Here is a 21567-nt window from a genome sequence, read left to right as displayed (position 1 = left end):
CGTCCGGGGGAGTGTGACAACCGGCGCTGTTCCGCTACCTCAGCGGAACAGTCATCAACATGGGAACCAAAATCGGCGGTTTCAAGGAAATATGATGATTTCCCGCCGACGGGCTGGCAGCTTAACCCTGTTGCTTAAGCTTTTCAGCCACTTCCATTGCGAAGTAAGTAAGAATTCCGTCGCAACCGGCGCGCTTGAACGCCAGAAGGCTTTCCATCATTACCTTTTCTTCGTCGATCCAGCCATTGATCCCGGCGGCCTTGATCATCGCGTATTCGCCCGACACCTGATAGGCATAGGTGGGCAGGCGGAACTCGCGCTTCAGGCGATGGATGATGTCGAGATAGGGCAGGCCCGGCTTGACCATCAGCATATCCGCACCTTCGGCAATATCCTGCTCGGCTTCGCGCACGGCTTCTTCCGGATTGGCCGGGTCGAGATAATAAGTCTTCTTATCGCCTTTGAGCAGTCCCTGCGTGCCGATGGCATCGCGATACGGACCATAGAAGGCCGACGCGAATTTGGTGGCATAGGACATGATAGGCAGGTGGCAGAACCCATGTTCGTCCAGCGCCTGACGCACAGCGCCGACACGACCGTCCATCATATCGGACGGCGCGATGATATCCGCACCGGCTTCAGCCTGCGAAAGAGCACCGCGAACCACCATGGCGACCGATTCGTCGTTGACGATCTCGCCGTTTCGCAAGATGCCGTCATGGCCATGCGTGGTGAAGGGATCGAGCGCCGCATCGGTAATGATCCCGATTTCCGGCACTTCCTTCTTGATTGCGCGCACGGCACGATTGATCAGGTTGTCCGGGCTGGCGACGAAGGCGCCATCCTCGGTTTTCACTTCCAGTTTTTCGCGGGGGAAGGGGGCAATGGCAGGAATGCCAAGCTTGGCGGCCTTTTCCGCCATGCGAACAGCCATATCGACAGAATAGCGTTCGACACCGGGCATTGCTTCGACAGGTTCCGCAACGCCGGTTCCATAGGTCAGGAAGAAAGGCAGGATGAGGTCATCGACCGTCAGCCGGGTTTCCTGCACCAGCCTGCGCGACCAGTCGGCCTTGCGCATGCGACGCAGACGTCTGCTGCCGGTGACGTCATCGACATGCTGACTGATATTGGCGGGCAAATATTTGGACTGGCGGTCGGTCATGAAGCTATTCCCGAGAATTGATGCCTTGGAATATGAAATCTCAAGGCTGGCACCGGATGCGCACCGTTTATCATGGGAAAAGTGGTTAAACCAAGAACATTGACCTGTGCAGGATTGACGCGGGGCGTCTCACTTTCTACCCATTTGATGGAACGGGAGACAGGATATGCAGATTGACTTCGGCGGCGGCAGCGAAATCAGCTTTGAACGCAAGGGAAAAGCGGGGCTTGTGAAGCTTACGCGGACTGAAGCCCTCAATGCGCTCACGCATAATATGATTCTGGCGCTGGATCGCGCTTTGCAGGCTTGGGAAGACGATCCTGAGGTGGCTTGCGTGATTCTCGAAGGCGAAGGGCGCGCATTCTGCGCCGGCGGTGATGTGGTTGCCGCTTTCAAGGCTGGTCAGGCCGGAGAGCCCGCCTATGAGTTCTTCCGTGACGAATACAGGCTCAATGCGCGCATTGGCCGTTATCCGAAGCCGTATATCTCCCTGATCAATGGAATTGTCATGGGGGGCGGCGCGGGCATTTCCGTTCACGGTTCGCACCGCATCGTGACGGAAAACACCATGTTTGCCATGCCGGAAACCGGCATTGGCTTCTTCCCCGATGTGGGTGGCAGTGCGTTCCTGCCGCATCTGCATGACAATTTCGGATACTATCTGGCACTGACCGGTAATCGCATCCGCTGGGGCGACTGCCTGCAGAGCGGGATTGCAACCCATGCTGTAGCTGCAAGTGATCTGCATGATTTACGGGACGACATCATTGCGACCGCCGACATTGATGCGGCGCTGACACGCAGCCAGTATCCTGATTTTGAAACATCCGTTGAAACGCGGCAGATCATTGCAGATTGCTTTTCCGGCGCAACGTTTGCCGATTGCATGGCTGCACTGGAAAAAGAAACCGAAGCGGGCAGCAAGGCTGCGATGGACATCGTGAAGGTGATCGCCACCCGTTCGCCAACCAGCGTCGCGGTAACTTTCCGCCAGATTGCCGACGGTCGCCCGCTCGATCTCGATGATTGCATGCGCATGGAATACCGCATTGCCAACCGGATGCTGGAAGGGCACGATTTCTATGAAGGCGTTCGCGCACTGCTTATAGACAAGGATGGTGCACCAGCGTGGAAACCGGCAACGCTCGATGAAGTGAAGCCCGAACAGGTCAATGCCTATTTTGCAAATCTGGGTGACAAGGAACTGACCTTTTGATGCATATGAACGAGCTGCGCCAGCATACCCAGCCGAGCGGAACAGAATGGGCCTTCACATGGTTCGTTCGGATACTCGCTCTTGTGGCGCTGGCCAGCGGCGTTTTCTACTGGGTCAGGCTGATCGGTATTCACCCGGGGCTTCTTTGGCGTTTCGATTTGATGCCGTGGCCCTGGCAGACAGCCGTTGTTGCTCTGGCGGTTCTGATGCCTGTTGCCGCGACCGGGCTGTGGATGCGCGCGCCGTGGGGGCCTGTGCTGTGGTTCGTGGCGGCACTCGGCGAAATCGCCATCTATTCCGTTTTTTCCCGGCATTTCGAATACAAGCCGCTGACAGTTGGTTTCAACGCGGCCTGCATCGTCATTTTCATCGCTTTTCGTATTCTGCTCTTCTTCGAGAAGAGACGGCAAGCCCGCGCGAGCCTGCCGATCTAGCTTTTATAGCGCTTGTGTTCCTTCATAGCGGGCAAATGGCTTCGTCATCTGGCCTTTGAAAAGCAGGACATCATAGGTATCGGCTTTGCTGCCCGGCATTTCCATGCCCGGCGATCCCATCGGCATACCGGGCGCGGTCAGTCCCGTGGCCTGCGGACGTTCAGCCAGCAGCCGCTTGACCGCACCGGCTGGAACATGTCCCTCGATGACATATCCGTCCACGACTGCTGTGTGGCATGAGGCAAGATTGGCACCGATGCCATACTTTGCCTTTACGGTATCCATCGCTTCCTCGACCTTCACAGTGACATTGAAGCCAGCGGCTTTCATATGTTCCGCCCAGCCCTCGCAGCAGCCACAATAGGGGTCTTTATACATGGTCAGTTGCGGAGCTGTGGTAACCGGTTCAGCGTGAGCGAAATTCGTAAAGCCGGTAAAGCTTAACAGTCCGCCGACCACAAAATACTGTGCAAGACGAAGCGCCATGGTCCCTCCAATGGATTGTTGGTGGCCAATATCTAGCTGCTATCGAGACACTTCTCAAATGACGAAAGTTTAATGTGGCGACCTTGGGAACACCCGGAAAACAGGCATTTTTGCGCTGGAATAGGGCTTCCTGATCAGGCACTGAAAATGGCACGGAGTAAGCAAACATTAAGCCTGAATAGCCAATCTCGCCGGTAAGTTACTGTTAAGGCTGACTTTTAAGTCGAATTTTATGCATCTCCCCTAAATTCCTCTCCAGACACGGTGAGAAACAATACACCGAATAAAACAGGACAGAGAGCTGCATCATGGTTTCATGGAATGCGGCTCCGGCAGAGAGGCAAAAGAAATGATCAACGCACAGCGCAAGACGGACGTATCCGCTCCGCTCACGACACCGGAAACTGCACTTCGCTCGCTTTATCTGGAAGCACTCCAGCTCGTCGAGCGCCTGCATCGCCGCCTGCTCGACGTCGTCAAGGACGAGTTCGACCGTAACGGCCAGAGCGATATCAATGCGACGCAGGCTCTTCTGCTGTTCAATATCGGCAATTCGGAACTGACTGCCGGTGAACTGCGCTCGCGCGGTTACTATCTCGGCTCCAACGTTTCGTACAATCTGAAGAAACTTGTCGAGATGGGCTTCATTCATCATCAGCGCTCGCGCGTTGACCGTCGCTCGGTACGCGTCAGCCTGACGGACCAGGGCAATGAGATCGCCGATCAGGTGGCCTCGCTCTACGAACGTCATATCTCCTCGATTGAGCAGGTCGGCGGCATCCAGGTTAACGAATTCACGGCAATGAACAAGTCGCTGCAGCGTCTTGACCGCTTCTGGAACGACAGCATCGCTTATCGGCTCTAAATAAACCGAGTGTTGCTGGCTGTCTGCCTTGTTGCAGAACTGTCACAACAGGCTGCCATTGAGATGAATAAGGCGCTATGAAGCTCCCAATCGTAAGGCGCATGGCTTGAAATTCAGGCCCCGCGACATGATTAAGCCATAAAAAACGACATAAGCGTTTTAGAATGGCACGGGCAATATTGTGCCACCTTCAGTCAGGAATGGGCTCGAAATCGAATTTCGGATAAGCGAGCAGCTTTGCGTTGCTTGCAATCCGGTTATCGCCTTGTTGACCTATTGCTGATATTCTCTGGGAAGATCCCGCGCGAGCGGTTAGCCTTTTGGGACTAAGCAAAATGACCAAGACCGACAGACCAGCCGATGCTTTCAGGGCCGATCGTCGCCGCTTCCTGCGCGGTGCGGCAACCGCCGGCCTTTCCGTGGCAGCCTCCGCCATGGTTTCCTCGGCTTACGCCCAGCAAGCTCTGACCGATGTCATCGCAGCACCGCGCCGCGGCAACTGGGCTGACCAGTTCGACGCCCGTGCGACAGGTGGCCAGCGGGTTGCAACCAACCAGCCGGTATTGAGCCCGCAGACGGTTGGCAATCTCCAGACCGCTATCGCGCAATATACCGATATCGCCGGTCGCGGCGGCTGGCCGAGCGTTCCGGGTAATGCAAAGCTCCAGATCGGCGTCACCGATCCGTCCGTACAGGCGCTGCGCAAGCGTCTCATAATCTCCGGCGATCTGCCGCAGGAAGCGGGACTTTCCAGCTCCTTCGACACCTATGTCGATGCTGCCGTGAAGCGCTTCCAGTCCCGTCATGGCCTGCCAGCCGACGGCGTCATGGGGCAGTTTACCTATGCGGCCATGAATGTGGACGCCAATACGCGCCTCGGACAGCTTCAGACCAACCTGCAGCGCCTTTCGCCTCTGGCCAATCAGGGGCTGCAGGAACAGCGTTTCGTGATGGTCAACATCCCGGCCGCGCGCATTGAGGCCGTTGAAGGCGGCAGCGTCGTGCAGCGCCACACGGCGGTTGTCGGCAAAATCGATCGTCAGACGCCGATCCTCAATTCGAAGATTCACGAAGTCATTCTCAATCCTTACTGGACCGCGCCGAAGTCGATCATCCAGAAGGACATCATTCCGCTGATGCGGAAAGACCCGCAATATCTGGCGAAGAACAAGATCCGCCTCTACGACCAGTCCGGCCAGGAAGTGGCACCGGAAAGCATTGACTGGAATACGGACGATGCGGTGAAGCTGATGTTCCGTCAGGACCCAGGCAAGATCAACGCCATGTCCTCGACCAAGATCAACTTCCACAACCAGCACGCGGTCTATATGCACGACACGCCGCAGAAGAGCTATTTCAACAAGCTCATGCGCTTCGACTCGTCGGGCTGCGTTCGCGTCCAGAATGTGCGCGATCTTGATGTATGGCTGTTGAAGAACACTGCGGGCTGGGATCGTCAGAACATCGAAAGCACGATCAAATCCGGCACCAACACCCCGATCCAGCTTGCCGATCCGGTTCCGTTGCACTTTGTCTACATTTCCGCCTGGTCCACTGGCGATGGCGTGGTGCAGTTCCGCGACGACATCTACAAGATGGACGGTGCGACCGAACTCGCACTCGGCACCGACACCTGATTCTCATCCTAAGTTTGAGTTTTCGAAGCCGTCCGAAAGCTTTTCGGGCGGCTTTTTCGTCTCCGTTTAATTATCAAATCGGTTTGCCGCATTTTGGAATAAGCTTTTCGCTTTGCGACCATTGGCCTTGTGCGTTCAAGTGTGATAATGCGCCTCATCCATATAGCTTTTACCGGCTAACCCGGAGGGTGTGAAACATGTCTCAAGCCAACGCCGCCGCCAAGAATGCGTCTTCCGACGTTTTCTTCAATGCAAGCCTCGAGGACATCGATTCCGAGATTTTCGGTGCAATCCGCAACGAACTCGGTCGTCAGCGCCATGAAATCGAGCTGATCGCCTCGGAAAACATCGTTTCGCGCGCTGTTTTGGAAGCACAGGGTTCCATCCTCACCAACAAATATGCCGAAGGCTATCCGGGCAAGCGCTATTACGGCGGCTGCCAGTATGTGGACGTCGTGGAAGAACTGGCCATCGAACGCGCCAAGAAGCTCTTCGGCTGCGAATTCGCAAATGTTCAGCCGAACTCCGGCAGCCAGATGAACCAGGCCGTGTTCCTCGCTCTGCTTCAGCCGGGCGATACGTTCATGGGCCTCGACCTCAATTCGGGCGGTCACCTGACGCACGGGTCGCCGGTCAACATGTCTGGCAAGTGGTTCAATGTCGTGTCCTATGGCGTTCGCAAGGACGACCATCTGCTCGACATGGACGAAGTTGCCCGCCTTGCACGTGAGAACAAGCCGAAGCTCATCCTCGCAGGAGGCACGGCCTATTCGCGCGTCTGGGATTGGAAGCGCTTCCGCGAGATCGCTGACGAAGTCGGTGCCTATCTCATGGTCGATATGGCGCATATCGCCGGTCTGGTTGCCGGTGGCGTTCATCCTTCGCCGGTTCCGCATGCCCATGTCTGCACGACCACGACGCACAAGTCGCTTCGCGGTCCACGCGGCGGCATGATCCTCACCAATGATGCCGACCTGGCGAAGAAGTTCAATTCGGCTGTTTTCCCAGGTCTTCAGGGCGGCCCGCTGATGCACGTCATTGCCGCCAAGGCGGTTGCCTTCGGTGAAGCGCTGAAGCCTGAATTCAAGCTCTATGCCAAGAACGTCGTCGACAATGCGCGCGCGCTTGCCGAAGAACTGAAGTCGAATGGCCTCGATATCGTTTCCGGCGGTACCGACAACCATCTGATGCTGGTTGATCTGCGTCCGAAGAACGCAACGGGCAAGCGTGCGGAAGCCGCTCTCGGCCGCGCCAACATCACCTGCAACAAGAATGGTATTCCGTTCGATCCTGAAAAGCCGTTCGTCACGTCGGGCGTTCGTCTCGGTACGCCTGCAGGCACGACCCGCGGTTTCGGCGCTGCTGAATTCAAGGAAATCGGTTCGCTGATCGCCGAAGTGCTCGACGGCCTCAAGGTTGCCAATTCCGACGAAGGCAATGCTGCTGTCGAACAGGCCGTGAAGGAAAAGGTCATGACCTTGACCGCCCGTTTCCCGATGTACGACTATCAGGGCTAAACCCGTTTCCATGATCAAGATGAAGCCCCGTTTCAACTCTGTTGAGCGGGGCTTTTTCATTGTCGCATCTGGTAGGTAGGTTGCCGCTTATGGGCTATGATTGCCGGGAATCGGTTGCCGGTGGTACAGCTCTTGAGTTTTTGGCGGGGGTAACCCCACATATGAGCAGTTCGTCGCCAGTGCAAAGTTGCCAGCATTGAAGCTGCCGATATTGAAATTGCCGATATTGAAATCGAAAGAGTTCCATGCGTTGTCCCTATTGCCAGTCTGAAGATACGCAAGTGAAGGATTCCCGCCCTGCGGAAGACGGCGCGGTCATTCGCAGGCGCCGTGTCTGTTCGGTGTGCGGCGGTCGTTTCACGACCTTTGAGCGCGTGCAGTTGCGCGACCTGATGGTCGTGAAGAAAAGCGGGCGTCGGGTCCCCTTCGATCGTGACAAGCTCACGCGGTCCATCGAGGTGGCGCTGCGCAAACGCGAAGTCGATAGCGACCGGGTCGAACGCGCCATTTCCGGCATTGTCCGTCAGCTTGAAAGCTCGGGCGAGGCGGAGGTGACATCCGATGAAATAGGACGGCTGGCAATGGATGCGCTGAAAGGCATCGACGATATTGCCTATATCCGCTTCGCATCGGTCTATCGCAATTTCAGCAAGGCCGTCGATTTCCATAACGTCATTGATGAACTAACCGTTGCTGAAACCGAGGACGATCTGGACGCTTAAGAATGAGTGGCAGCAAGTTTCCGCATTCAAACGCAACTCCGGATGATGTTCGCTTCATGGACGCGACGATCCGTCATGCGCGGCGTCATAAAGGGCTGACAGGCACCAATCCGTCCGTTGGAACGATTCTCGTCAAGGACGGTATTATCGTCGGATGCGGTGTAACCGCAATTGGCGGCAGACCCCATGCCGAGCCGCAGGCACTGGCTGATGCGGGAGAGGCCGCTCGTGGCGCGACGGCTTATGTGACGCTGGAGCCATGCGCACATCACGGACGCACGCCGCCCTGTGCGGAAGCGCTGGTGCGGTCAGGGGTGGCACGTGTCGTGGTTGCCGCGACAGATCCGGATGAGCGTGTCAGCGGAAAAGGTTTTGCCATACTGCGCGAGGCAGGGATTGAGGTCGTGCCGGGCATTCTCGCCGAACAGGCTGCTGACGATCTTGCCGGTTATCTGAATCGTTCTGCAAAGAAACGCCCGGAAGTGATTCTGAAACTTGCGCTTTCCTCCGATGGCATGATCGGTCGCCGGGGTGAGGGGCAGGTTGCGATAACGGGGCCGATCGCGCGTGCGCAGTCGCATATTCTGCGAGCGCAAACCGATGTGATCCTGATTGGTATTGAAACAGCGCTGGCCGACGATCCTGTGTTGAACTGTCGCCTGCCGGGTTTGGAACAGCGCTCGCCCGTTCGTGTGGTGCTCGACAGCGGATTGCGCCTGCCGCTTTCCTCGAAGCTCGTGCAGACGACCGATGCGCAGCCCTTGTGGGTCGCCTGCGGTGAAGAGGCATCGCCGGAACGGCGGTATGAATTGAAGGCCGCTGGTTGCCGCATTCTCGCAACAGAAGCACACGACTGCCGCATCGCCTTGCCTGAACTGATGGATGATCTTGCGGCGCAGGGTATTTCATCGGTTCTCGTTGAGGGCGGAGCAGGTGTTGCGAAAAGCTTTATGGACGAGGGATTGGTAGATCGGCTTGCTATCTTCCGCTCGCCGGTTGAAATCGGCGGCGAACACGGGGTTGCCGTGGAAGGGCTTGAAACCCATATCGCAGACGAATTCAAAATTCTGAGGCAGGCTCGCTATGGTGACGATGCCTATGCGGAATATGTAAGGAAGACTTGATGTTTACAGGCATTATTACCGATATCGGCAAGGTTGACCGGATCAAGCCGCTGAATGAAGGCGTTCTTCTGCGTATCGAAACCGCCTATGATCCCGAAACGATCGAGCTTGGCGCATCGATTGCCTGTTCCGGTGTGTGTCTCACGGTAGTGGCACTTCCGGAAAAAGGCACGAATGCCCGCTGGTTCGAAGTCGAGGCATGGGAAGAGGCTCTGCGCCTGACCACGATCTCCAATTGGCAGAGCGGACGGAATATCAATCTGGAGCGCTCGCTGAAACTCGGTGATGAAATGGGCGGCCACCTCGTTTCGGGCCATGTCGACGGACAGGCTGAAATCATCGAACGCAAGGATGAGGGTGACGCAGTGCGCTTCACTCTGCGCGCGCCGGAAGAACTGGCACCATTCATCGCCCAGAAGGGTTCGGTTGCCCTCGACGGAACCTCGCTGACGGTCAACGGCGTGAATGGAAGCGAGTTCGATGTGCTTTTGATCCGCCATTCGCTGGAAGTCACGACTTGGGGCGAGCGGAAAGCAGGTGACAAGGTGAATATCGAGATCGACCAGTTGGCACGTTACGCAGCAAGGCTTGCGCAATATCAGAAATAGGCTTACAGCCTAAATTCCCAGGCTGTAAAAGCATATCCCGATTTTAAGCGTTGACCGCAATCGTTGCGGTCCGCAAAATTTGTCATGGAGTCTCTCATGTCCAAGCACGAGGCGCATGCGCCGCATTTGCTTATTGTTGAAGCGCGTTTCTACGATGATCTCGCCGACGCGCTTCTGGATGGCGCAAAGGCAGCCTTGGATGAGGCAGGGGCAACCTACGACGTCGTGACGGTTCCCGGTGCGCTTGAAGTTCCGGCGGTTATCTCGTTTGCTCTCGATGGCGAAGAGAATGGCGGCAAAGAATATGACGGATTTGTCGCGCTCGGCACGGTTATCCGTGGTGAAACCTATCACTTCGATATAGTATCCAATGAATCCTGCCGCGCTCTCACCGATCTCTCGGTCGAGGAAAGCATCGCAATCGGCAACGGCATTCTGACGGTCGAGAACGAAGAGCAGGCATGGGTTCGCGCCCGCCGCGAAGACAAGGACAAAGGCGGTTTTGCTGCCCGTGCTGCGCTGACCATGATCGATCTGCGCAAGAAGTTCGGAGTCTGATTACCATGACTTCTTCTACCGAAGGCCGCCCGACCCCCAATCTTCCACGCACGGCGAACAAGCGCGGCGTTGCCCGTCTTGCTGCAGTTCAGGCACTTTATCAGATGGATGTTGCCGGGACGGGGGTTCTGGAAGTGGTGGCTGAGTACGAAGCTTTCCGTCTCGGCAAGGAAGTGGACGGCACGCAATATCTCGATGCCGATCCGCAATGGTTCCGCGCGATTGTGGCCGGTGTCGTCGATGAACAGTTGAAGCTCGATCCGTTGATTCATCAGGCGCTGACGGAAGACTGGCCGCTGTCGCGTCTCGATTCGACGCTGCGCGCCATCCTGCGTGCTGGCGCTTGGGAATTGCAGACACGTAAGGACGTGCCAACGGCTGTGATCGTGTCCGAATATGTCGATATCGCCAAGGCTTTCTACACGGAAGACGAGCCGAAGCTGGTCAACGCTGTGCTTGATCGCCTCGCATTTGTCATTCGTGGCGAGAGCCGCGGCGTGAAGCCGCGCTGATCAGATTTAAGCAACAACAAATACGAAAGAAGGGCTGTGAGAAATCGCAGCCCTTCTTTCATTGTGCGCTGGCAAAGAACGACTTGACGTTTGTTAAACCGTTTCGCATGTTGGGCGTGCGGCATTGAGAATGCTGAAATACAAGGAATCGCGCCAATTGATTGATTCCAAGGCGTAAGTTCCAGACGTGAATATACCGATGAAGCCCGGTATCTTGTATTGGCTTCAGGCACTTCCATGCCGCTCAATCGGGTCCGGGGAGGGGTTTTCGGGCCTATCCTGCGCATGTGCCTGCCGACAATCGCAGCTCGCGGTCTGACGGTAGCCAGCGCAAACTCAATGGGAGTTGGCCTTTATGCAAATGGGAGTGGCAGTCTTAGTTCTCGTCATTGCCTGCGGTGTGCTTTCCGTTCTCTTCGCCATATGGGCGATCCGCTCGGTTCTTGCGGCCGATCAGGGGACACAGCGCATGCAGGAAATCGCTGAAGCCATCCGCGAGGGTGCCTCAGCCTATCTCACAAGACAATATTCAACGATTGCCATCGTCGGCGTCGTGGTCTTTCTGGCAGCCTGGTATCTGTTGTCGATCAGCGCCGCAATCGGCTTCCTGATCGGCGCAGTTCTGTCTGGTGTCACCGGCTTCATCGGAATGCACGTGTCGGTTCGCGCCAATGTGCGCACCGCGCAGGCAGCTTCGCTGAGCCTAGCCGGAGGGCTTGAACTGGCTTTCAAGTCCGGGGCCATTACCGGCCTTCTGGTGGCCGGGCTCGCGCTGCTTGGCGTCTCCGTCTATTATTTCATTCTCACCGTCTGGCTTGGCTACTCGCCTTCGGACCGCACCGTTATCGATGCGCTGGTGTCGCTCGGTTTCGGCGCTTCGCTGATTTCGATCTTCGCACGTCTGGGTGGTGGTATCTTCACCAAGGGCGCCGACGTCGGCGGCGATCTGGTGGGCAAGGTGGAAGCCGGTATTCCCGAGGATGATCCGCGTAATCCTGCGACTATTGCAGACAATGTCGGCGACAATGTCGGTGATTGCGCAGGCATGGCCGCCGACCTGTTCGAGACCTATGCTGTTACCGTGGTTGCGACGATGGTTCTTGGTGCGATCTTCTTCAATGGGTCGGACGTTCTGCCGAGTGTCATGCTCTATCCGCTGATGATCTGTGGTGCCTGTGTCATCACGTCGATCGTGGGCACTTTTTTCGTCAAGCTCAGCGTCGATGGTTCCATCATGGGTGCGCTCTACAAGGGGCTGATCGCGACAGGGCTGCTCTCCATTGTTGGTCTTGCCGTCGCCAACATGTTGACCATCGGTTGGGGCGAAATCGGAACTGTGGCCGGCAAAAGCATTACCGGCACCAATCTCTTCATGTGCGGGCTGATTGGCCTGATCGTGACCGGTCTGATCGTCGTGATTACGGAATATTATACGGGCACCAACAAGCGCCCGGTCAATTCCATCGCGCAGGCTTCCGTCACGGGCCATGGCACGAATGTCATTCAGGGGCTGGCGGTTTCGCTTGAATCCACGGCTCTGCCGGCAATCGTGATTGTTGGCGGCATTATTTCGACCTATCAGCTTGCGGGCCTGTTCGGTACGGCAATCGCCGTTACTGCCATGCTCGGTATTGCAGGGATGATCGTGGCGCTCGATGCCTTCGGTCCGGTCACGGACAATGCAGGTGGCATCGCGGAAATGGCTGGCCTCGACCCGGAGGTCCGCAAAGCCACCGATGCGCTCGATGCCGTCGGCAATACGACCAAGGCCGTCACGAAGGGCTATGCCATCGGTTCGGCGGGCCTGGGCGCGCTTGTGCTGTTCGCGGCTTATTCCAACGACTTGGCCTATTTCGCTGCCAACGGACAGACTTATCCGTATTTCGCGGATATGGGGCCAGTCTCCTTCGATCTTTCAAACCCTTACGTGGTTGCTGGCCTGATCTTCGGCGGTCTGATCCCCTATCTGTTCAGCGGCATGGCAATGACGGCGGTGGGTAGGGCCGGGAGCGCGGTCGTGCAGGAAGTGCGCCGCCAGTTCCGCGAAAAGCCGGGAATCATGACGGGCAAGGAACGTCCCGATTATGCCCGTGCTGTCGATCTTCTGACCAAGGCCGCCATCCGGGAAATGATCATCCCGTCGCTCCTGCCTGTGCTGGCGCCGATTGTCGTTTATTTCGGCGTGTTGCTCATCTCGGGTTCGAAGGCCGCGGCCTTTGCGGCGCTCGGCGCATCGCTTCTCGGCGTTATCATCAATGGCCTGTTCGTGGCGATTTCCATGACCTCCGGCGGCGGTGCGTGGGATAATGCCAAGAAGAGCTTCGAAGACGGGTTTACAGATGCCGATGGTGTGAAGCACCTGAAAGGATCGGAAGCGCACAAAGCGTCGGTGACCGGCGATACCGTTGGCGATCCCTACAAGGATACGGCCGGTCCTGCGGTCAATCCGGCCATCAAGATCACCAATATCGTGGCTCTTCTGCTGTTGGCTGTTCTGGCGCATATGTCCTGACGGAATCAATGGCTCCAAAACAGAAAACCCGCCGTGCAGGCGGGTTTTCTTTTTGTAGATATTTGACGGATCAGTTGTTGGCGCCGCCTGAAGAGCCCATGCCCGGCAATGATGTCGGGGCCTTGGAAACGCCCTGTATGATCTGGCCGAGGAAGGTCTGGTCCTTGCCGCCTGTCGGTGTGGTGCGCGACACGAAGTCGAACAGCTTGCCGTCCTTCAGGCCGTAATTGGCGATATGCTCGACTTTGCCGTCCTTGTCGAAATAGATAGCGAGGATCTGCCGCTCGATGATCTTCGGCTTCATGAACTGCGCTGCGCGATAACGCTTCTGCGAGATGTAATAGAAGACTTCATTATCGAAGGTCGCGGTGGTGGACGGCGTACCGAGCGCCAGAAGCACCTGCTCGCGGCTGGAACCTACCGGCACCGAATCGAGTGCCTGCTGGTCGAGTACGTAACCCTCTGTCAGCGTTTCGGACGGATTGAGCGTGGATGCAGTGTTGCACCCTGCAAGAGTCACTGCGACGAGAATTGCCGTGCCTGCAAGAAGGGCACGCTGCTTGCGTACGCCAGAGGATGCACTTGGAAAAATTCGCTGCAACAAAGACCTCTCCATACATTCTAAATCAGCGCGGCACTTTCGCCGTCGGGAGAACTTCGGTAAACCACCTTGCCTATTTATGCAACTGGAACGGTCGTACGGACATGATTCTCCAACTATTCCGCCGCAAATCGAAAGCAAACGAGGCAATCATGCTTCGCGTTTACGAGGTGATCGTGGCGGCGGCGCGGCAAAAACGATTTTATGCACAATTTCAGGTGCCCGATACGCCGCTCGGTCGCTATGAGATGCTTTCCGTGCATATTTTTCTCGCTCTTCATCGCATGAGGGGAGAAAATGTGGCGCTTGCCAATCTGGCACAGGAAATTGCCGACGAGTTTTTCAAGGATGTCGACCATTCGCTGCGCGAGCTGGGCATCGGCGACCAAGGCGTGCCTAAACGCATGAAGAAGCTTGCGCGCATGTTTTATGGCCGCGTCGCGGCTTATGGTGAGGCGCTGGACGCAGATGATGCGGATACGCTGGCGGCCGCGCTGACGCGAAATATCCGCCCGGATCTCGAATTCTGGCCGCATGCGCACCATCTAAGCGAATATGTTATAGGGTGCCGTGATCGCCTGCAAAAAATTGCGGACGACGCTTTGGCGGCAGGCGACATTTCCTATATGGATGCTGATCAAATGGACTTTGCGCCATTGGTTGATGATAACGAGGCCAGAAAGAATGACTGATAAACCGGCGCTCACCTATCCTGTTCCGGTTCGTCACCTGCCGCAAAAGGGCGTAACGGTGAAAATAGGTACGGATGAGAAAGAGCGCGCAGCGCTCGCGGCAGACCATGGACTTGAGGCCATAAACGCGTTCAGTGCGGAATTTCTGATCACGCCTTGGAAAAAAGACGGTATCCGCGTGCGCGGTCGTATCGATGCGGAAATCGTGCAGTCCTGCATTGTGACGCTGGAGCCGCTGACCAATAGTGTCGGCGAAGAAGTCGACACGATCTTCGTGCCGGAAAATTCGCGGCTCGCTCGGATTCAGCTTGATGAAAGCGGTGAAATGCTGCTCGATGCGGAAGGTGCGGACAGTCCGGAAGTTTTTGTCGGCGACAAGATCGACGTTGGTGCGATTGCGGAGGAATTCTTCGATCTCGCCATTGATCCTTATCCTCGCAAACCGGGCCTACCTGACGAAAGCGAATCGAAAGTTTTCGGGGACGACGACGGTGACGAGGAGCCCGTTTCGCCGTTTGCGAAACTTTCAGAATGGCAAAAGAAGCCGTAGTTCACAGTGAGTTTGATAGAATTTGGTTGTGCGGAAACGCAAAAACACTATTTTCGCCGAAAACCTGTCTGCTGCAAATGCAGCACAGGGGCAGGGATCGCACAGGAATAATCTAGAGTGATTAAAATTTCGATTGACGCCATGGGCGGTGATTTTGGCCCAGAAGTGGTCATCCCCGGCGCGGCGAAGGCACTTGAACGCCATCCTGACATCCGGTTCATTTTTTTCGGGCTGGCCGGTCAGGTCGAGCCTGTATTGGCACGTTACCCAAAACTGCAAGCTGCATCCGAATTCCGCGTCAGTCAGGTTGCGGTTAAAATGGATGACAAACCAAGTCAGGCGCTTCGCTCCGGTCGCGGCAAATCGTCCATGTGGCAAGCGATTGAAGCAGTAAAGACGGGCGATGCTGATGTCTGTGTTTCAGCCGGAAATACCGGCGCACTGATGGCCATGTCAAAATTCTGCCTGCGCATGCTTTCTGATGTTGAGCGTCCGGCAATAGCCGCCATATGGCCGACTTTGCGTGGTGAAAGTGTTGTCCTGGACGTGGGCGCCACAATCGGCGCCGATGCTCGTCAGCTCGTGGATTATGCTGTGATGGGCGCCGGAATGGCGCGCGCGCTCTTCGAGATACGCAAGCCGACTGTTGGTCTCCTCAATGTCGGTACGGAAGAGGTCAAGGGCCTCGACGAGATCAAGGAAGCTGCACAAATTCTGCGCGATATGCCGCTTGAGGGATTGCACTATACCGGTTTTGTTGAAGGCAACGATATCGGCAAGGGCACAGTCGATGTCGTCGTGACGGAAGGATTTACGGGTAATGTCGCCCTGAAAACTGCCGAAGGTACGGCACGCCAGATGGCCACACTGCTTCGGCAGGCAATGACTCGTACGTGGCTTGCGAAGATCGGATATATTTTTGCAAAGGGCGCATTCGATCGCGTTCGCGAAAAGATGGACCCGAACAAGGTCAATGGCGGTGTCTTTCTCGGGCTCAGCGGAGTCGTCATCAAAAGCCATGGCAGCGCAAATGCTGAAGGCTTCAGCTCGGCAGTGGAAGTCGGCTATGACATGGTGAGAAATCGCCTTCTGGAAAAGATCGAGGCTGATCTGGCACATTTCCACCACAGTCATCCGCATGTTTCGAACGATGGTGGCGAGGCTGCGAAGGCTTAGAGCATTTCCAGCAAAAGTGCGAAGCGGTTTTGCGTAGGATAATGCGACGAAACAAATATATAGAGTGGTTCCAGCGACTCCGTTTTAACTGAAACCGCTCTAGTTCCGGTAACGCCATCCGGAAGATGCATTTGGAAAAGATTTGGGGTTGCCGATTATTTTTTCGGTACCGAAGCGGTGAAGTAACTTTTACCGATTATGTGTAGGGCCAGAATTCTCGACTGCGCGCGAGCATGTTCGCCGCGCCGGTCGCATAAGGACAGGAAATAAGAGATGATAAGATCTGTCGTACGGGGTATCGGTTCGGCATTGCCGAAGCGGGTCATGAAGAATACCGATTTCGAAGGTATTATCGAAACCTCGGACGAATGGATCGTGCAGCGCACGGGTATCCGTGAGCGCCATATCGCAGGCGACGACGAAACCACGGTTTCGCTCGGCACTGCGGCGGCGCGCGCCGCAATCGAGAGTGCCGGTTTGCAGCCGACTGACATTGATCTCGTTCTTCTGGCCACCTCGACACCCAACCACACCTTTCCGGCAAGTGCGGTGGAAATCCAGCGTGAGCTTGGAATCACCAGTGGTTTTGCGTTCGATATGCAAGCCGTCTGCAGCGGCTTCATCTATGCCATCACGACCGCAGACCTCTATATCCGCGGCGGTATGGCGAAGCGGGTTCTGGTGATCGGGGCAGAAACCTTCTCGCGTATTCTCGACTGGAGCGACCGCACGACCTGCGTTCTGTTCGGCGACGGTGCCGGCGCGCTGGTTCTGGAAGCTGCTGAAGGCAACGGACTGACCTCGGATCGTGGCGTTCTTGCTGCCAATCTGCGCTCGGACGGCAATCACCGGGAAAAGCTTTATGTCGATGGAGGCCCATCGACAACCCAGACCGTCGGCCACCTGCGCATGGAAGGCCGTGAAGTCTTCAAGCATGCTGTCGGCATGATTACGGACGTTATTGAGGCTTCTTTCGAGGATACCGGGCTCACTGCCGAGGATATCGACTGGTTTGTTCCACATCAGGCCAACAAGCGTATTATCGACGCTTCCGCCAAGAAGCTGAATATTGCTGAAGGCAAGGTGGTTATTACCGTTGATCGCCATGGCAACACCTCCGCGGCATCGGTTCCGCTGGCGCTGGCGACCGCTGTTGCGGATGGCCGTATCAAGAAGGGCGACCTCGTTCTTCTGGAGGCTATGGGCGGCGGATTCACGTGGGGCGCGGTTCTGTTGCGCTGGTAGGTAGCAAATTTGATTTGCGTTGATGGAACTCCCGGCTTGACCGTTACGCTTTTATTTGTGTAACGTCCTGTCACGTAAGGATATTATCTGTTCAAACGCTAACCAGGCAGGTTCGGTCATGGGAGGTAAAACGGTCACGCGAGCTGATCTGGCAGAGGCTGTTTACCGGAAGGTAGGCCTTTCCAGAACGGAGTCGGCGGCTCTTGTCGAGATGATCCTCGATGAAGTCTGTGACGCTATCGTCAACGGTGAAACCGTGAAACTGTCGTCTTTCGCGACGTTTCAGGTTCGCGACAAGAACGAGCGCATTGGCCGTAATCCGAAGACAGGCGAGGAGGTTCCAATCCTTCCCCGTCGTGTGATGACTTTCAAAGCTTCCAATGTTCTCAAGCAGCGTATTCTGCAGGAACACCAGAAGCGCGAAGCCAAAAGCCAGAAATAATAACTGAAATGCTGCCTGTCGGGCGGCATTTTTGTTTTTTGGCACATCATTGCAAAATTGATATTGTTTCCGTGCCTGGCCTATGGCCAGGCGCGGAGAACGCTGTTTTGTTTCAGCCGTCAGGTTCTTGAGGGCGTGATGATTGCGGTTTGTCGCGGATAGACCCCGAACAGGCTCCGAACTGATCAGGAAACGGCCTTGTCGCCTTCCGCTCTGCGTGAAGGGATGCTTATAAAGCTATGATATTATATAATGGAAGTAGCGGAACGAATCGCTTCGCTGGCATTGAAATCTGAGAGACGATACGTTTCTCAGAAATGGTTTTGTGTTGAACGCCCTCTGGTTTTGAATGACGTTTAAGCAGTGCCTTTTTGCACGCTGGAGATTATTAACTCCCGTCTCTTAAAATCCGATGGTGACAAGCGCCTTTCGTGTAGCAGACGCGTTCGCGTTGGCAACGAGTTTGAACTATCTGGATCGGCAAGGTTGCGCCGTGATGGCGAAACCCGAACCACTGGAAAGGGCAAGTGGAATGGACAAGAGCCCTGATGCATTCAGGACGATCAGCGAAGTAGCGGATGATCTCGATCTTCCGCAGCATGTGCTGCGTTTCTGGGAAACGCGTTTTACCCAGATCAAGCCCATGAAGCGCGGCGGCGGGCGCCGATACTACCGGCCGCTCGATGTGGAACTGCTCAAGGGCATTCGCCATCTGCTTTACGATCAGGGCTACACGATCAAGGGCGTGCAGCGTCTGCTTCGCGAAAACAACGCCCAGTTCATCATCGCGCTTGGCAATGGCGACGTTCAGGCAATTGAGGCGATCACGCGTCAGAAGCAGGCTGCTGCCGATAAGCGCGCCGCTGAAGAGGCGGCAGATAATGAAATGGCTCTGCCGAGCGGTATCAAGGCACCGCAACCGGCTCGCAAGCTTTTCGGTCTGTTGAAGGGCGAGGAAGATGGTCCCATCGGGGCCGACGGAAAGCGGCCTTCGAAGGATAATCGCTCGCTTCTGCAAGAGGCATTGTTCGATCTTCTTGAATGCAAGCGGCTTCTCGATCAGGTGCGTTGACCTGTCTTAGGGTACACGAAAAAAGGGAGGCTGGTGCCTCCCTTTTCTTTTGCAAGCGGGCTGGATCAGGTGGATGAGAGCTTCAATCCGATGATGCCGACAAGAATCAGCGACACGCTTGCGACGCGAAAGAAGGTCGCAGCCTCACCGAGAATGAAGATGCCCACCAGAAATGCACCCACCGCACCAATACCGGTCCAGATTGCATAGGCCGTGCCGAGCGGCAGGCTGCGCATGGCGATGGACAGCAGAATGAAACTGCCGATCATCGTCACGATAGTGATGGCGCTCGGTGTCAGAAGTGAAAACCCTTCCGACTTTTTCATGAAATAGGCCCAGACGACTTCAAGAATTCCGGCCAGTCCCAGATAAATCCATGCCATTTAAATGCTCCCTCACAAGGGTTCTGAACGGGCCGTCCCGTTCGTTGAGAAGGCGGGAAGGTTGTCCTTCACGCAATGTCGTTGGTTTAGTGCGACGGATGCAGTGCATCGTTGAGATACATGCAGGTCAGCATAGTAAATACGTAAGCTTGAATGATCGCCATCAGCAATTCGAGTGCGGTCAGCGCCACGGTCATTGCAAGCGGCAGCACGGCAGTCAGCATGCCGAGTGTTCCGAGACTGCCCAGCCCGATGACAAACCCCGCAAAGACCTTCAGCGTAATGTGCCCGGCAAGCATGACGGCAAACAGACGAACCGAATGGCTGACCGGGCGCGAGATATAGGACATGATTTCGATCGGCACGATGATCGGCGCCAGCACGACCGGCACGCCTGCCGGCATGAACAGCCGGAAGAACTTGAAACCGTGCCGCACTAGACCGTAGATCGTGACCGTCAGAAAGACGAGCATGGCCAGCGCAAACGTTACGATGATGTGGCTCGTCACCGTGAAGGCATAAGGGAACATGCCGATCAGATTGGCAAACAGGATAAACAGGAACAGCGAGAAGACGAGGGGAAAGAAGGTCATGCCTTTTTCACCGGCATTCTCGCGCAATGTCTTCGACACGAATTCGTAGAGGATTTCGGCTGAGGATTGCCAACGTCCCGGAACAACAGCACTCCGGCGGGTCGACAGAAACATGAACGCAGCCGCACCCAGCACCGTCAGTACCATGAAGAGTGCAGAATTGGTGAAAGCAACCGGCTGACCGCCGATTTCGCCAAGTTCGACGATGGGCTTGATTGCGAATTGTTCGATCGGCCCTGCCATAGGACACCCTCCTATGGGGCCGTCCCCGACGCGAACACAGGCACGGGTCGTCCCGCGCGGCCCTGTAAATAGTGATTCTTGAGCGGCGAGGCAAGGGGGCCATCATTGTTATGGCCCAACAGAAACTTGATCAAGCATCCCATGTATCGGGGAGCGTTTTCGAGTATCCTGTCGTTCTTACCCATAGATTATGCCGGGAGATTGATCGATGACCATCTCAAGACGTAATTTCATTGTTACAGCATCTGCTGCCGGGGCCGGATTGGCCTTGTCGCCTCTTGATCTCGCCAGGGCAGCAGCCGAAACAGGCAGTTCCAAAGTGCAAATCCCGTCACAGACAGACAATCCGGGCTTTCATCGCTTTCAATTCGGTGAGTTCGAGATCACCATGCTTTCCGATGGGCGCAGGGCAGGTGAAGCGCCGGAAAAGACATATGCGGTCGATCAGGACCCGAAAGCGGTCGCTGCACTTCTCGAGGAAAACCTTCTGCCTGCCGACCGTTTCGTCAACAGCTTCACGCCGGTGCTCATCAATACGGGCAAGGAGCTTGTTCTGTTTGATACCGGTATGGGAGCAGGAGCCCGCGAAGCGGGATTGGGCAAGTTGACTAGTGCGCTTGAGGCTTCGGGCTACAAGGCGGATGATGTTTCTCTGGTGGTGCTGAGCCATTTCCACCCCGATCATATCGGTGGATTGATGGAGGGGGACAAGCCGGCCTTCGCCAATGCGCGCTACGCCGCCGGACAGAAGGAGTTCGACTTCTGGACTGATCCAGCCCGGCTCGACAGTCCGGCAAAGATGGTTGCCGAAATGGTGACCAAAAACGTCAAGCCACTGGCTGAGAAGATGACTTTTCTGGGCGATGACAGCGAGGTCGTGTCCGGTATTCATTCCGTGGCGGCCTACGGTCACACGCCGGGCCATCTGGCTTTCCGCGTTGAAGCGGGCGGGAAGTCGCTCATGCTGATCTCAGATACGGCAAACCATTTCGTGATTACATTGCAACGACCCGAATGGCACGTTTCCTTCGATATCGACAAGGAAGCCGCCGTGCAGACGCGCAAGCGCATGTTCGACATGATCGCGACCGAAAGGCTGCCGTTCATCGGCTACCATATGCCGTTTCCGGCACTGGCCTATCTCAAGCGGGAAGGCGAGGGCTATCGTTACGTCGCCGAGACCTATCAGTTGCGTGAGAAATAGAGCGAGGCGT

Annotated in this window: 23 protein-coding genes; 18 read left to right on the top strand and 5 right to left on the bottom strand. The window is 56.0% G+C overall.

Features of this window, described 5'->3' with window-relative positions; genetic code table 11:
* Nucleotides 1-121: 121 nt before the first annotated feature.
* Nucleotides 122-1165: a porphobilinogen synthase gene (gene hemB, locus ACYSN1_RS03005; RefSeq protein WP_461724328.1), complete on the bottom strand. Its 1044-nt coding sequence runs from the start codon at nucleotides 1163-1165 to the stop codon at nucleotides 122-124.
* A gap of 166 nt (nucleotides 1166-1331) precedes the next feature.
* On the opposite strand from hemB, the gene ACYSN1_RS03000 reads away from it, so the two are divergent.
* Entirely contained in the window at nucleotides 1332-2381 is a 1050-nt protein-coding gene (locus ACYSN1_RS03000; RefSeq protein ID WP_461724327.1) for an enoyl-CoA hydratase/isomerase family protein, read from the top strand.
* Nucleotides 2381-2815: a DUF6163 family protein gene (locus ACYSN1_RS02995; protein WP_461724326.1), complete on the top strand. Its 435-nt coding sequence runs from the start codon at nucleotides 2381-2383 to the stop codon at nucleotides 2813-2815. The genes ACYSN1_RS03000 and ACYSN1_RS02995 overlap by 1 nt, the downstream gene beginning before the upstream one ends.
* A 3-nt stretch (nucleotides 2816-2818) precedes the next feature.
* On the opposite strand, the gene ACYSN1_RS02990 is transcribed toward ACYSN1_RS02995, so the two are convergent.
* Nucleotides 2819-3301: a DUF411 domain-containing protein gene (locus ACYSN1_RS02990; protein ID WP_461724325.1), complete on the bottom strand. Its 483-nt coding sequence runs from the start codon at nucleotides 3299-3301 to the stop codon at nucleotides 2819-2821.
* A 349-nt stretch (nucleotides 3302-3650) separates the two neighbouring features.
* Between ACYSN1_RS02990 and ldtR the strand changes: the two genes are divergently transcribed.
* From ldtR to ACYSN1_RS02945, 9 genes are all read left to right on the top strand, one after another.
* The gene (gene ldtR, locus ACYSN1_RS02985) at nucleotides 3651-4166 is read left to right on the top strand and encodes a transcriptional regulator LdtR (RefSeq protein ID WP_461724324.1); all 516 of its coding nucleotides are present in this window, start codon (nucleotides 3651-3653) and stop codon (nucleotides 4164-4166) included.
* Nucleotides 4167-4501: 335 nt separating this feature from the next.
* Nucleotides 4502-5803, top strand: coding sequence for a L,D-transpeptidase family protein (locus tag ACYSN1_RS02980; RefSeq protein ID WP_461724323.1), 1302 nt, complete (start codon nucleotides 4502-4504; stop codon nucleotides 5801-5803).
* Nucleotides 5804-6000: 197 nt separating this feature from the next.
* Entirely contained in the window at nucleotides 6001-7320 is a 1320-nt protein-coding gene (gene glyA, locus ACYSN1_RS02975) for a serine hydroxymethyltransferase (protein ID WP_109988403.1), read from the top strand.
* A 245-nt stretch (nucleotides 7321-7565) separates the two neighbouring features.
* On the top strand, nucleotides 7566-8042 hold the full coding sequence (gene nrdR / locus ACYSN1_RS02970) for a transcriptional regulator NrdR (protein ID WP_140019774.1): 477 nt from the start codon (nucleotides 7566-7568) through the stop codon (nucleotides 8040-8042).
* A 2-nt stretch (nucleotides 8043-8044) separates the two neighbouring features.
* Nucleotides 8045-9166, top strand: a complete 1122-nt coding sequence (gene ribD / locus ACYSN1_RS02965) for a bifunctional diaminohydroxyphosphoribosylaminopyrimidine deaminase/5-amino-6-(5-phosphoribosylamino)uracil reductase RibD (protein ID WP_461724322.1) — start codon at nucleotides 8045-8047, stop codon at nucleotides 9164-9166.
* Complete coding sequence (locus ACYSN1_RS02960) at nucleotides 9166-9774, top strand: riboflavin synthase (protein ID WP_461724321.1); 609 nt, start codon at nucleotides 9166-9168, stop codon at nucleotides 9772-9774. The genes ribD and ACYSN1_RS02960 overlap by 1 nt, the downstream gene beginning before the upstream one ends.
* A 96-nt stretch (nucleotides 9775-9870) precedes the next feature.
* On the top strand, nucleotides 9871-10332 hold the full coding sequence (locus ACYSN1_RS02955; RefSeq protein WP_105541496.1) for a 6,7-dimethyl-8-ribityllumazine synthase: 462 nt from the start codon (nucleotides 9871-9873) through the stop codon (nucleotides 10330-10332).
* 5 nt (nucleotides 10333-10337) lie between these two features.
* Nucleotides 10338-10844 carry a transcription antitermination factor NusB gene (gene nusB, locus ACYSN1_RS02950; RefSeq protein ID WP_461724320.1) on the top strand — a complete coding sequence of 169 codons (507 nt, stop codon included), beginning with the start codon at nucleotides 10338-10340 and terminating at the stop codon, nucleotides 10842-10844.
* A gap of 355 nt (nucleotides 10845-11199) precedes the next feature.
* Nucleotides 11200-13356: a sodium-translocating pyrophosphatase gene (locus tag ACYSN1_RS02945; protein ID WP_461724319.1), complete on the top strand. Its 2157-nt coding sequence runs from the start codon at nucleotides 11200-11202 to the stop codon at nucleotides 13354-13356.
* Nucleotides 13357-13426: 70 nt separating this feature from the next.
* On the opposite strand, the gene ACYSN1_RS02940 is transcribed toward ACYSN1_RS02945, so the two are convergent.
* Nucleotides 13427-13960 (bottom strand): outer membrane protein assembly factor BamE, encoded by a 534-nt coding sequence (locus ACYSN1_RS02940; protein WP_461724318.1) that lies wholly within the window; start codon nucleotides 13958-13960, stop codon nucleotides 13427-13429.
* Nucleotides 13961-14061: 101 nt separating this feature from the next.
* On the opposite strand from ACYSN1_RS02940, the gene ACYSN1_RS02935 reads away from it, so the two are divergent.
* The 6 genes from ACYSN1_RS02935 to ACYSN1_RS02910 all read left to right on the top strand — a co-directional run bounded on the left by ACYSN1_RS02935 (nucleotide 14062) and on the right by ACYSN1_RS02910 (nucleotide 19134).
* Nucleotides 14062-14649, top strand: coding sequence for a ubiquinol-cytochrome C chaperone family protein (locus tag ACYSN1_RS02935; RefSeq protein WP_461725258.1), 588 nt, complete (start codon nucleotides 14062-14064; stop codon nucleotides 14647-14649).
* On the top strand, nucleotides 14642-15199 hold the full coding sequence (locus ACYSN1_RS02930) for a YceD family protein (protein ID WP_461724317.1): 558 nt from the start codon (nucleotides 14642-14644) through the stop codon (nucleotides 15197-15199). Before ACYSN1_RS02935 ends, ACYSN1_RS02930 begins: the two co-directional genes overlap by 8 nt.
* Before the next feature lie 117 nt (nucleotides 15200-15316).
* Nucleotides 15317-16375 (top strand): phosphate acyltransferase PlsX, encoded by a 1059-nt coding sequence (gene plsX / locus ACYSN1_RS02925; protein WP_461724316.1) that lies wholly within the window; start codon nucleotides 15317-15319, stop codon nucleotides 16373-16375.
* Between the two features lie 273 nt (nucleotides 16376-16648).
* Nucleotides 16649-17620, top strand: a complete 972-nt coding sequence (locus ACYSN1_RS02920; RefSeq protein WP_461724315.1) for a beta-ketoacyl-ACP synthase III — start codon at nucleotides 16649-16651, stop codon at nucleotides 17618-17620.
* 118 nt (nucleotides 17621-17738) lie between these two features.
* Nucleotides 17739-18062 (top strand): integration host factor subunit alpha, encoded by a 324-nt coding sequence (locus ACYSN1_RS02915; RefSeq protein WP_006472791.1) that lies wholly within the window; start codon nucleotides 17739-17741, stop codon nucleotides 18060-18062.
* A 532-nt stretch (nucleotides 18063-18594) separates the two neighbouring features.
* Nucleotides 18595-19134 carry a MerR family transcriptional regulator gene (locus tag ACYSN1_RS02910; protein ID WP_010661103.1) on the top strand — a complete coding sequence of 180 codons (540 nt, stop codon included), beginning with the start codon at nucleotides 18595-18597 and terminating at the stop codon, nucleotides 19132-19134.
* A gap of 65 nt (nucleotides 19135-19199) precedes the next feature.
* Here the strand turns inward: ACYSN1_RS02910 and sugE are convergent, their stop codons facing one another.
* Together sugE and ACYSN1_RS02900 are read right to left on the bottom strand one after the other, a co-directional pair.
* Nucleotides 19200-19517: a quaternary ammonium compound efflux SMR transporter SugE gene (sugE, locus tag ACYSN1_RS02905; protein ID WP_461724314.1), complete on the bottom strand. Its 318-nt coding sequence runs from the start codon at nucleotides 19515-19517 to the stop codon at nucleotides 19200-19202.
* Between the two features lie 86 nt (nucleotides 19518-19603).
* Nucleotides 19604-20353 carry a F0F1 ATP synthase subunit A gene (locus ACYSN1_RS02900; RefSeq protein WP_461724313.1) on the bottom strand — a complete coding sequence of 250 codons (750 nt, stop codon included), beginning with the start codon at nucleotides 20351-20353 and terminating at the stop codon, nucleotides 19604-19606.
* Between the two features lie 208 nt (nucleotides 20354-20561).
* Here ACYSN1_RS02900 and ACYSN1_RS02895 point away from each other — a divergent pair, with 208 nt between their 5' ends.
* Complete coding sequence (locus ACYSN1_RS02895; protein ID WP_461724312.1) at nucleotides 20562-21557, top strand: MBL fold metallo-hydrolase; 996 nt, start codon at nucleotides 20562-20564, stop codon at nucleotides 21555-21557.
* Nucleotides 21558-21567 lie beyond the last annotated feature (10 nt).

The organism is Brucella sp. LJL56, assembly GCF_054871705.1.
The sequence above is the reverse complement of the archived record's forward strand: the minus strand, read 5'-3'. Positions and strand labels throughout refer to the sequence as shown.

Coding starts and splice junctions, on each gene's coding strand:
- hemB (WP_461724328.1), bottom strand. CDS start 1,165: ATGACCGACCGCCAGTCCAAATATTTGCCCGCCAATATCAGTCAGCAT.
- ACYSN1_RS03000 (WP_461724327.1), top strand. CDS start 1,332: ATGCAGATTGACTTCGGCGGCGGCAGCGAAATCAGCTTTGAACGCAAG.
- ACYSN1_RS02995 (WP_461724326.1), top strand. CDS start 2,381: ATGCATATGAACGAGCTGCGCCAGCATACCCAGCCGAGCGGAACAGAA.
- ACYSN1_RS02990 (WP_461724325.1), bottom strand. CDS start 3,301: ATGGCGCTTCGTCTTGCACAGTATTTTGTGGTCGGCGGACTGTTAAGC.
- ldtR (WP_461724324.1), top strand. CDS start 3,651: ATGATCAACGCACAGCGCAAGACGGACGTATCCGCTCCGCTCACGACA.
- ACYSN1_RS02980 (WP_461724323.1), top strand. CDS start 4,502: ATGACCAAGACCGACAGACCAGCCGATGCTTTCAGGGCCGATCGTCGC.
- glyA (WP_109988403.1), top strand. CDS start 6,001: ATGTCTCAAGCCAACGCCGCCGCCAAGAATGCGTCTTCCGACGTTTTC.
- nrdR (WP_140019774.1), top strand. CDS start 7,566: ATGCGTTGTCCCTATTGCCAGTCTGAAGATACGCAAGTGAAGGATTCC.
- ribD (WP_461724322.1), top strand. CDS start 8,045: ATGAGTGGCAGCAAGTTTCCGCATTCAAACGCAACTCCGGATGATGTT.
- ACYSN1_RS02960 (WP_461724321.1), top strand. CDS start 9,166: ATGTTTACAGGCATTATTACCGATATCGGCAAGGTTGACCGGATCAAG.
- ACYSN1_RS02955 (WP_105541496.1), top strand. CDS start 9,871: ATGTCCAAGCACGAGGCGCATGCGCCGCATTTGCTTATTGTTGAAGCG.
- nusB (WP_461724320.1), top strand. CDS start 10,338: ATGACTTCTTCTACCGAAGGCCGCCCGACCCCCAATCTTCCACGCACG.
- ACYSN1_RS02945 (WP_461724319.1), top strand. CDS start 11,200: ATGCAAATGGGAGTGGCAGTCTTAGTTCTCGTCATTGCCTGCGGTGTG.
- ACYSN1_RS02935 (WP_461725258.1), top strand. CDS start 14,062: ATGATTCTCCAACTATTCCGCCGCAAATCGAAAGCAAACGAGGCAATC.
- ACYSN1_RS02930 (WP_461724317.1), top strand. CDS start 14,642: ATGACTGATAAACCGGCGCTCACCTATCCTGTTCCGGTTCGTCACCTG.
- ACYSN1_RS02920 (WP_461724315.1), top strand. CDS start 16,649: ATGATAAGATCTGTCGTACGGGGTATCGGTTCGGCATTGCCGAAGCGG.
- ACYSN1_RS02915 (WP_006472791.1), top strand. CDS start 17,739: ATGGGAGGTAAAACGGTCACGCGAGCTGATCTGGCAGAGGCTGTTTAC.
- ACYSN1_RS02910 (WP_010661103.1), top strand. CDS start 18,595: ATGGACAAGAGCCCTGATGCATTCAGGACGATCAGCGAAGTAGCGGAT.
- sugE (WP_461724314.1), bottom strand. CDS start 19,517: ATGGCATGGATTTATCTGGGACTGGCCGGAATTCTTGAAGTCGTCTGG.
- ACYSN1_RS02900 (WP_461724313.1), bottom strand. CDS start 20,353: ATGGCAGGGCCGATCGAACAATTCGCAATCAAGCCCATCGTCGAACTT.
- ACYSN1_RS02895 (WP_461724312.1), top strand. CDS start 20,562: ATGACCATCTCAAGACGTAATTTCATTGTTACAGCATCTGCTGCCGGG.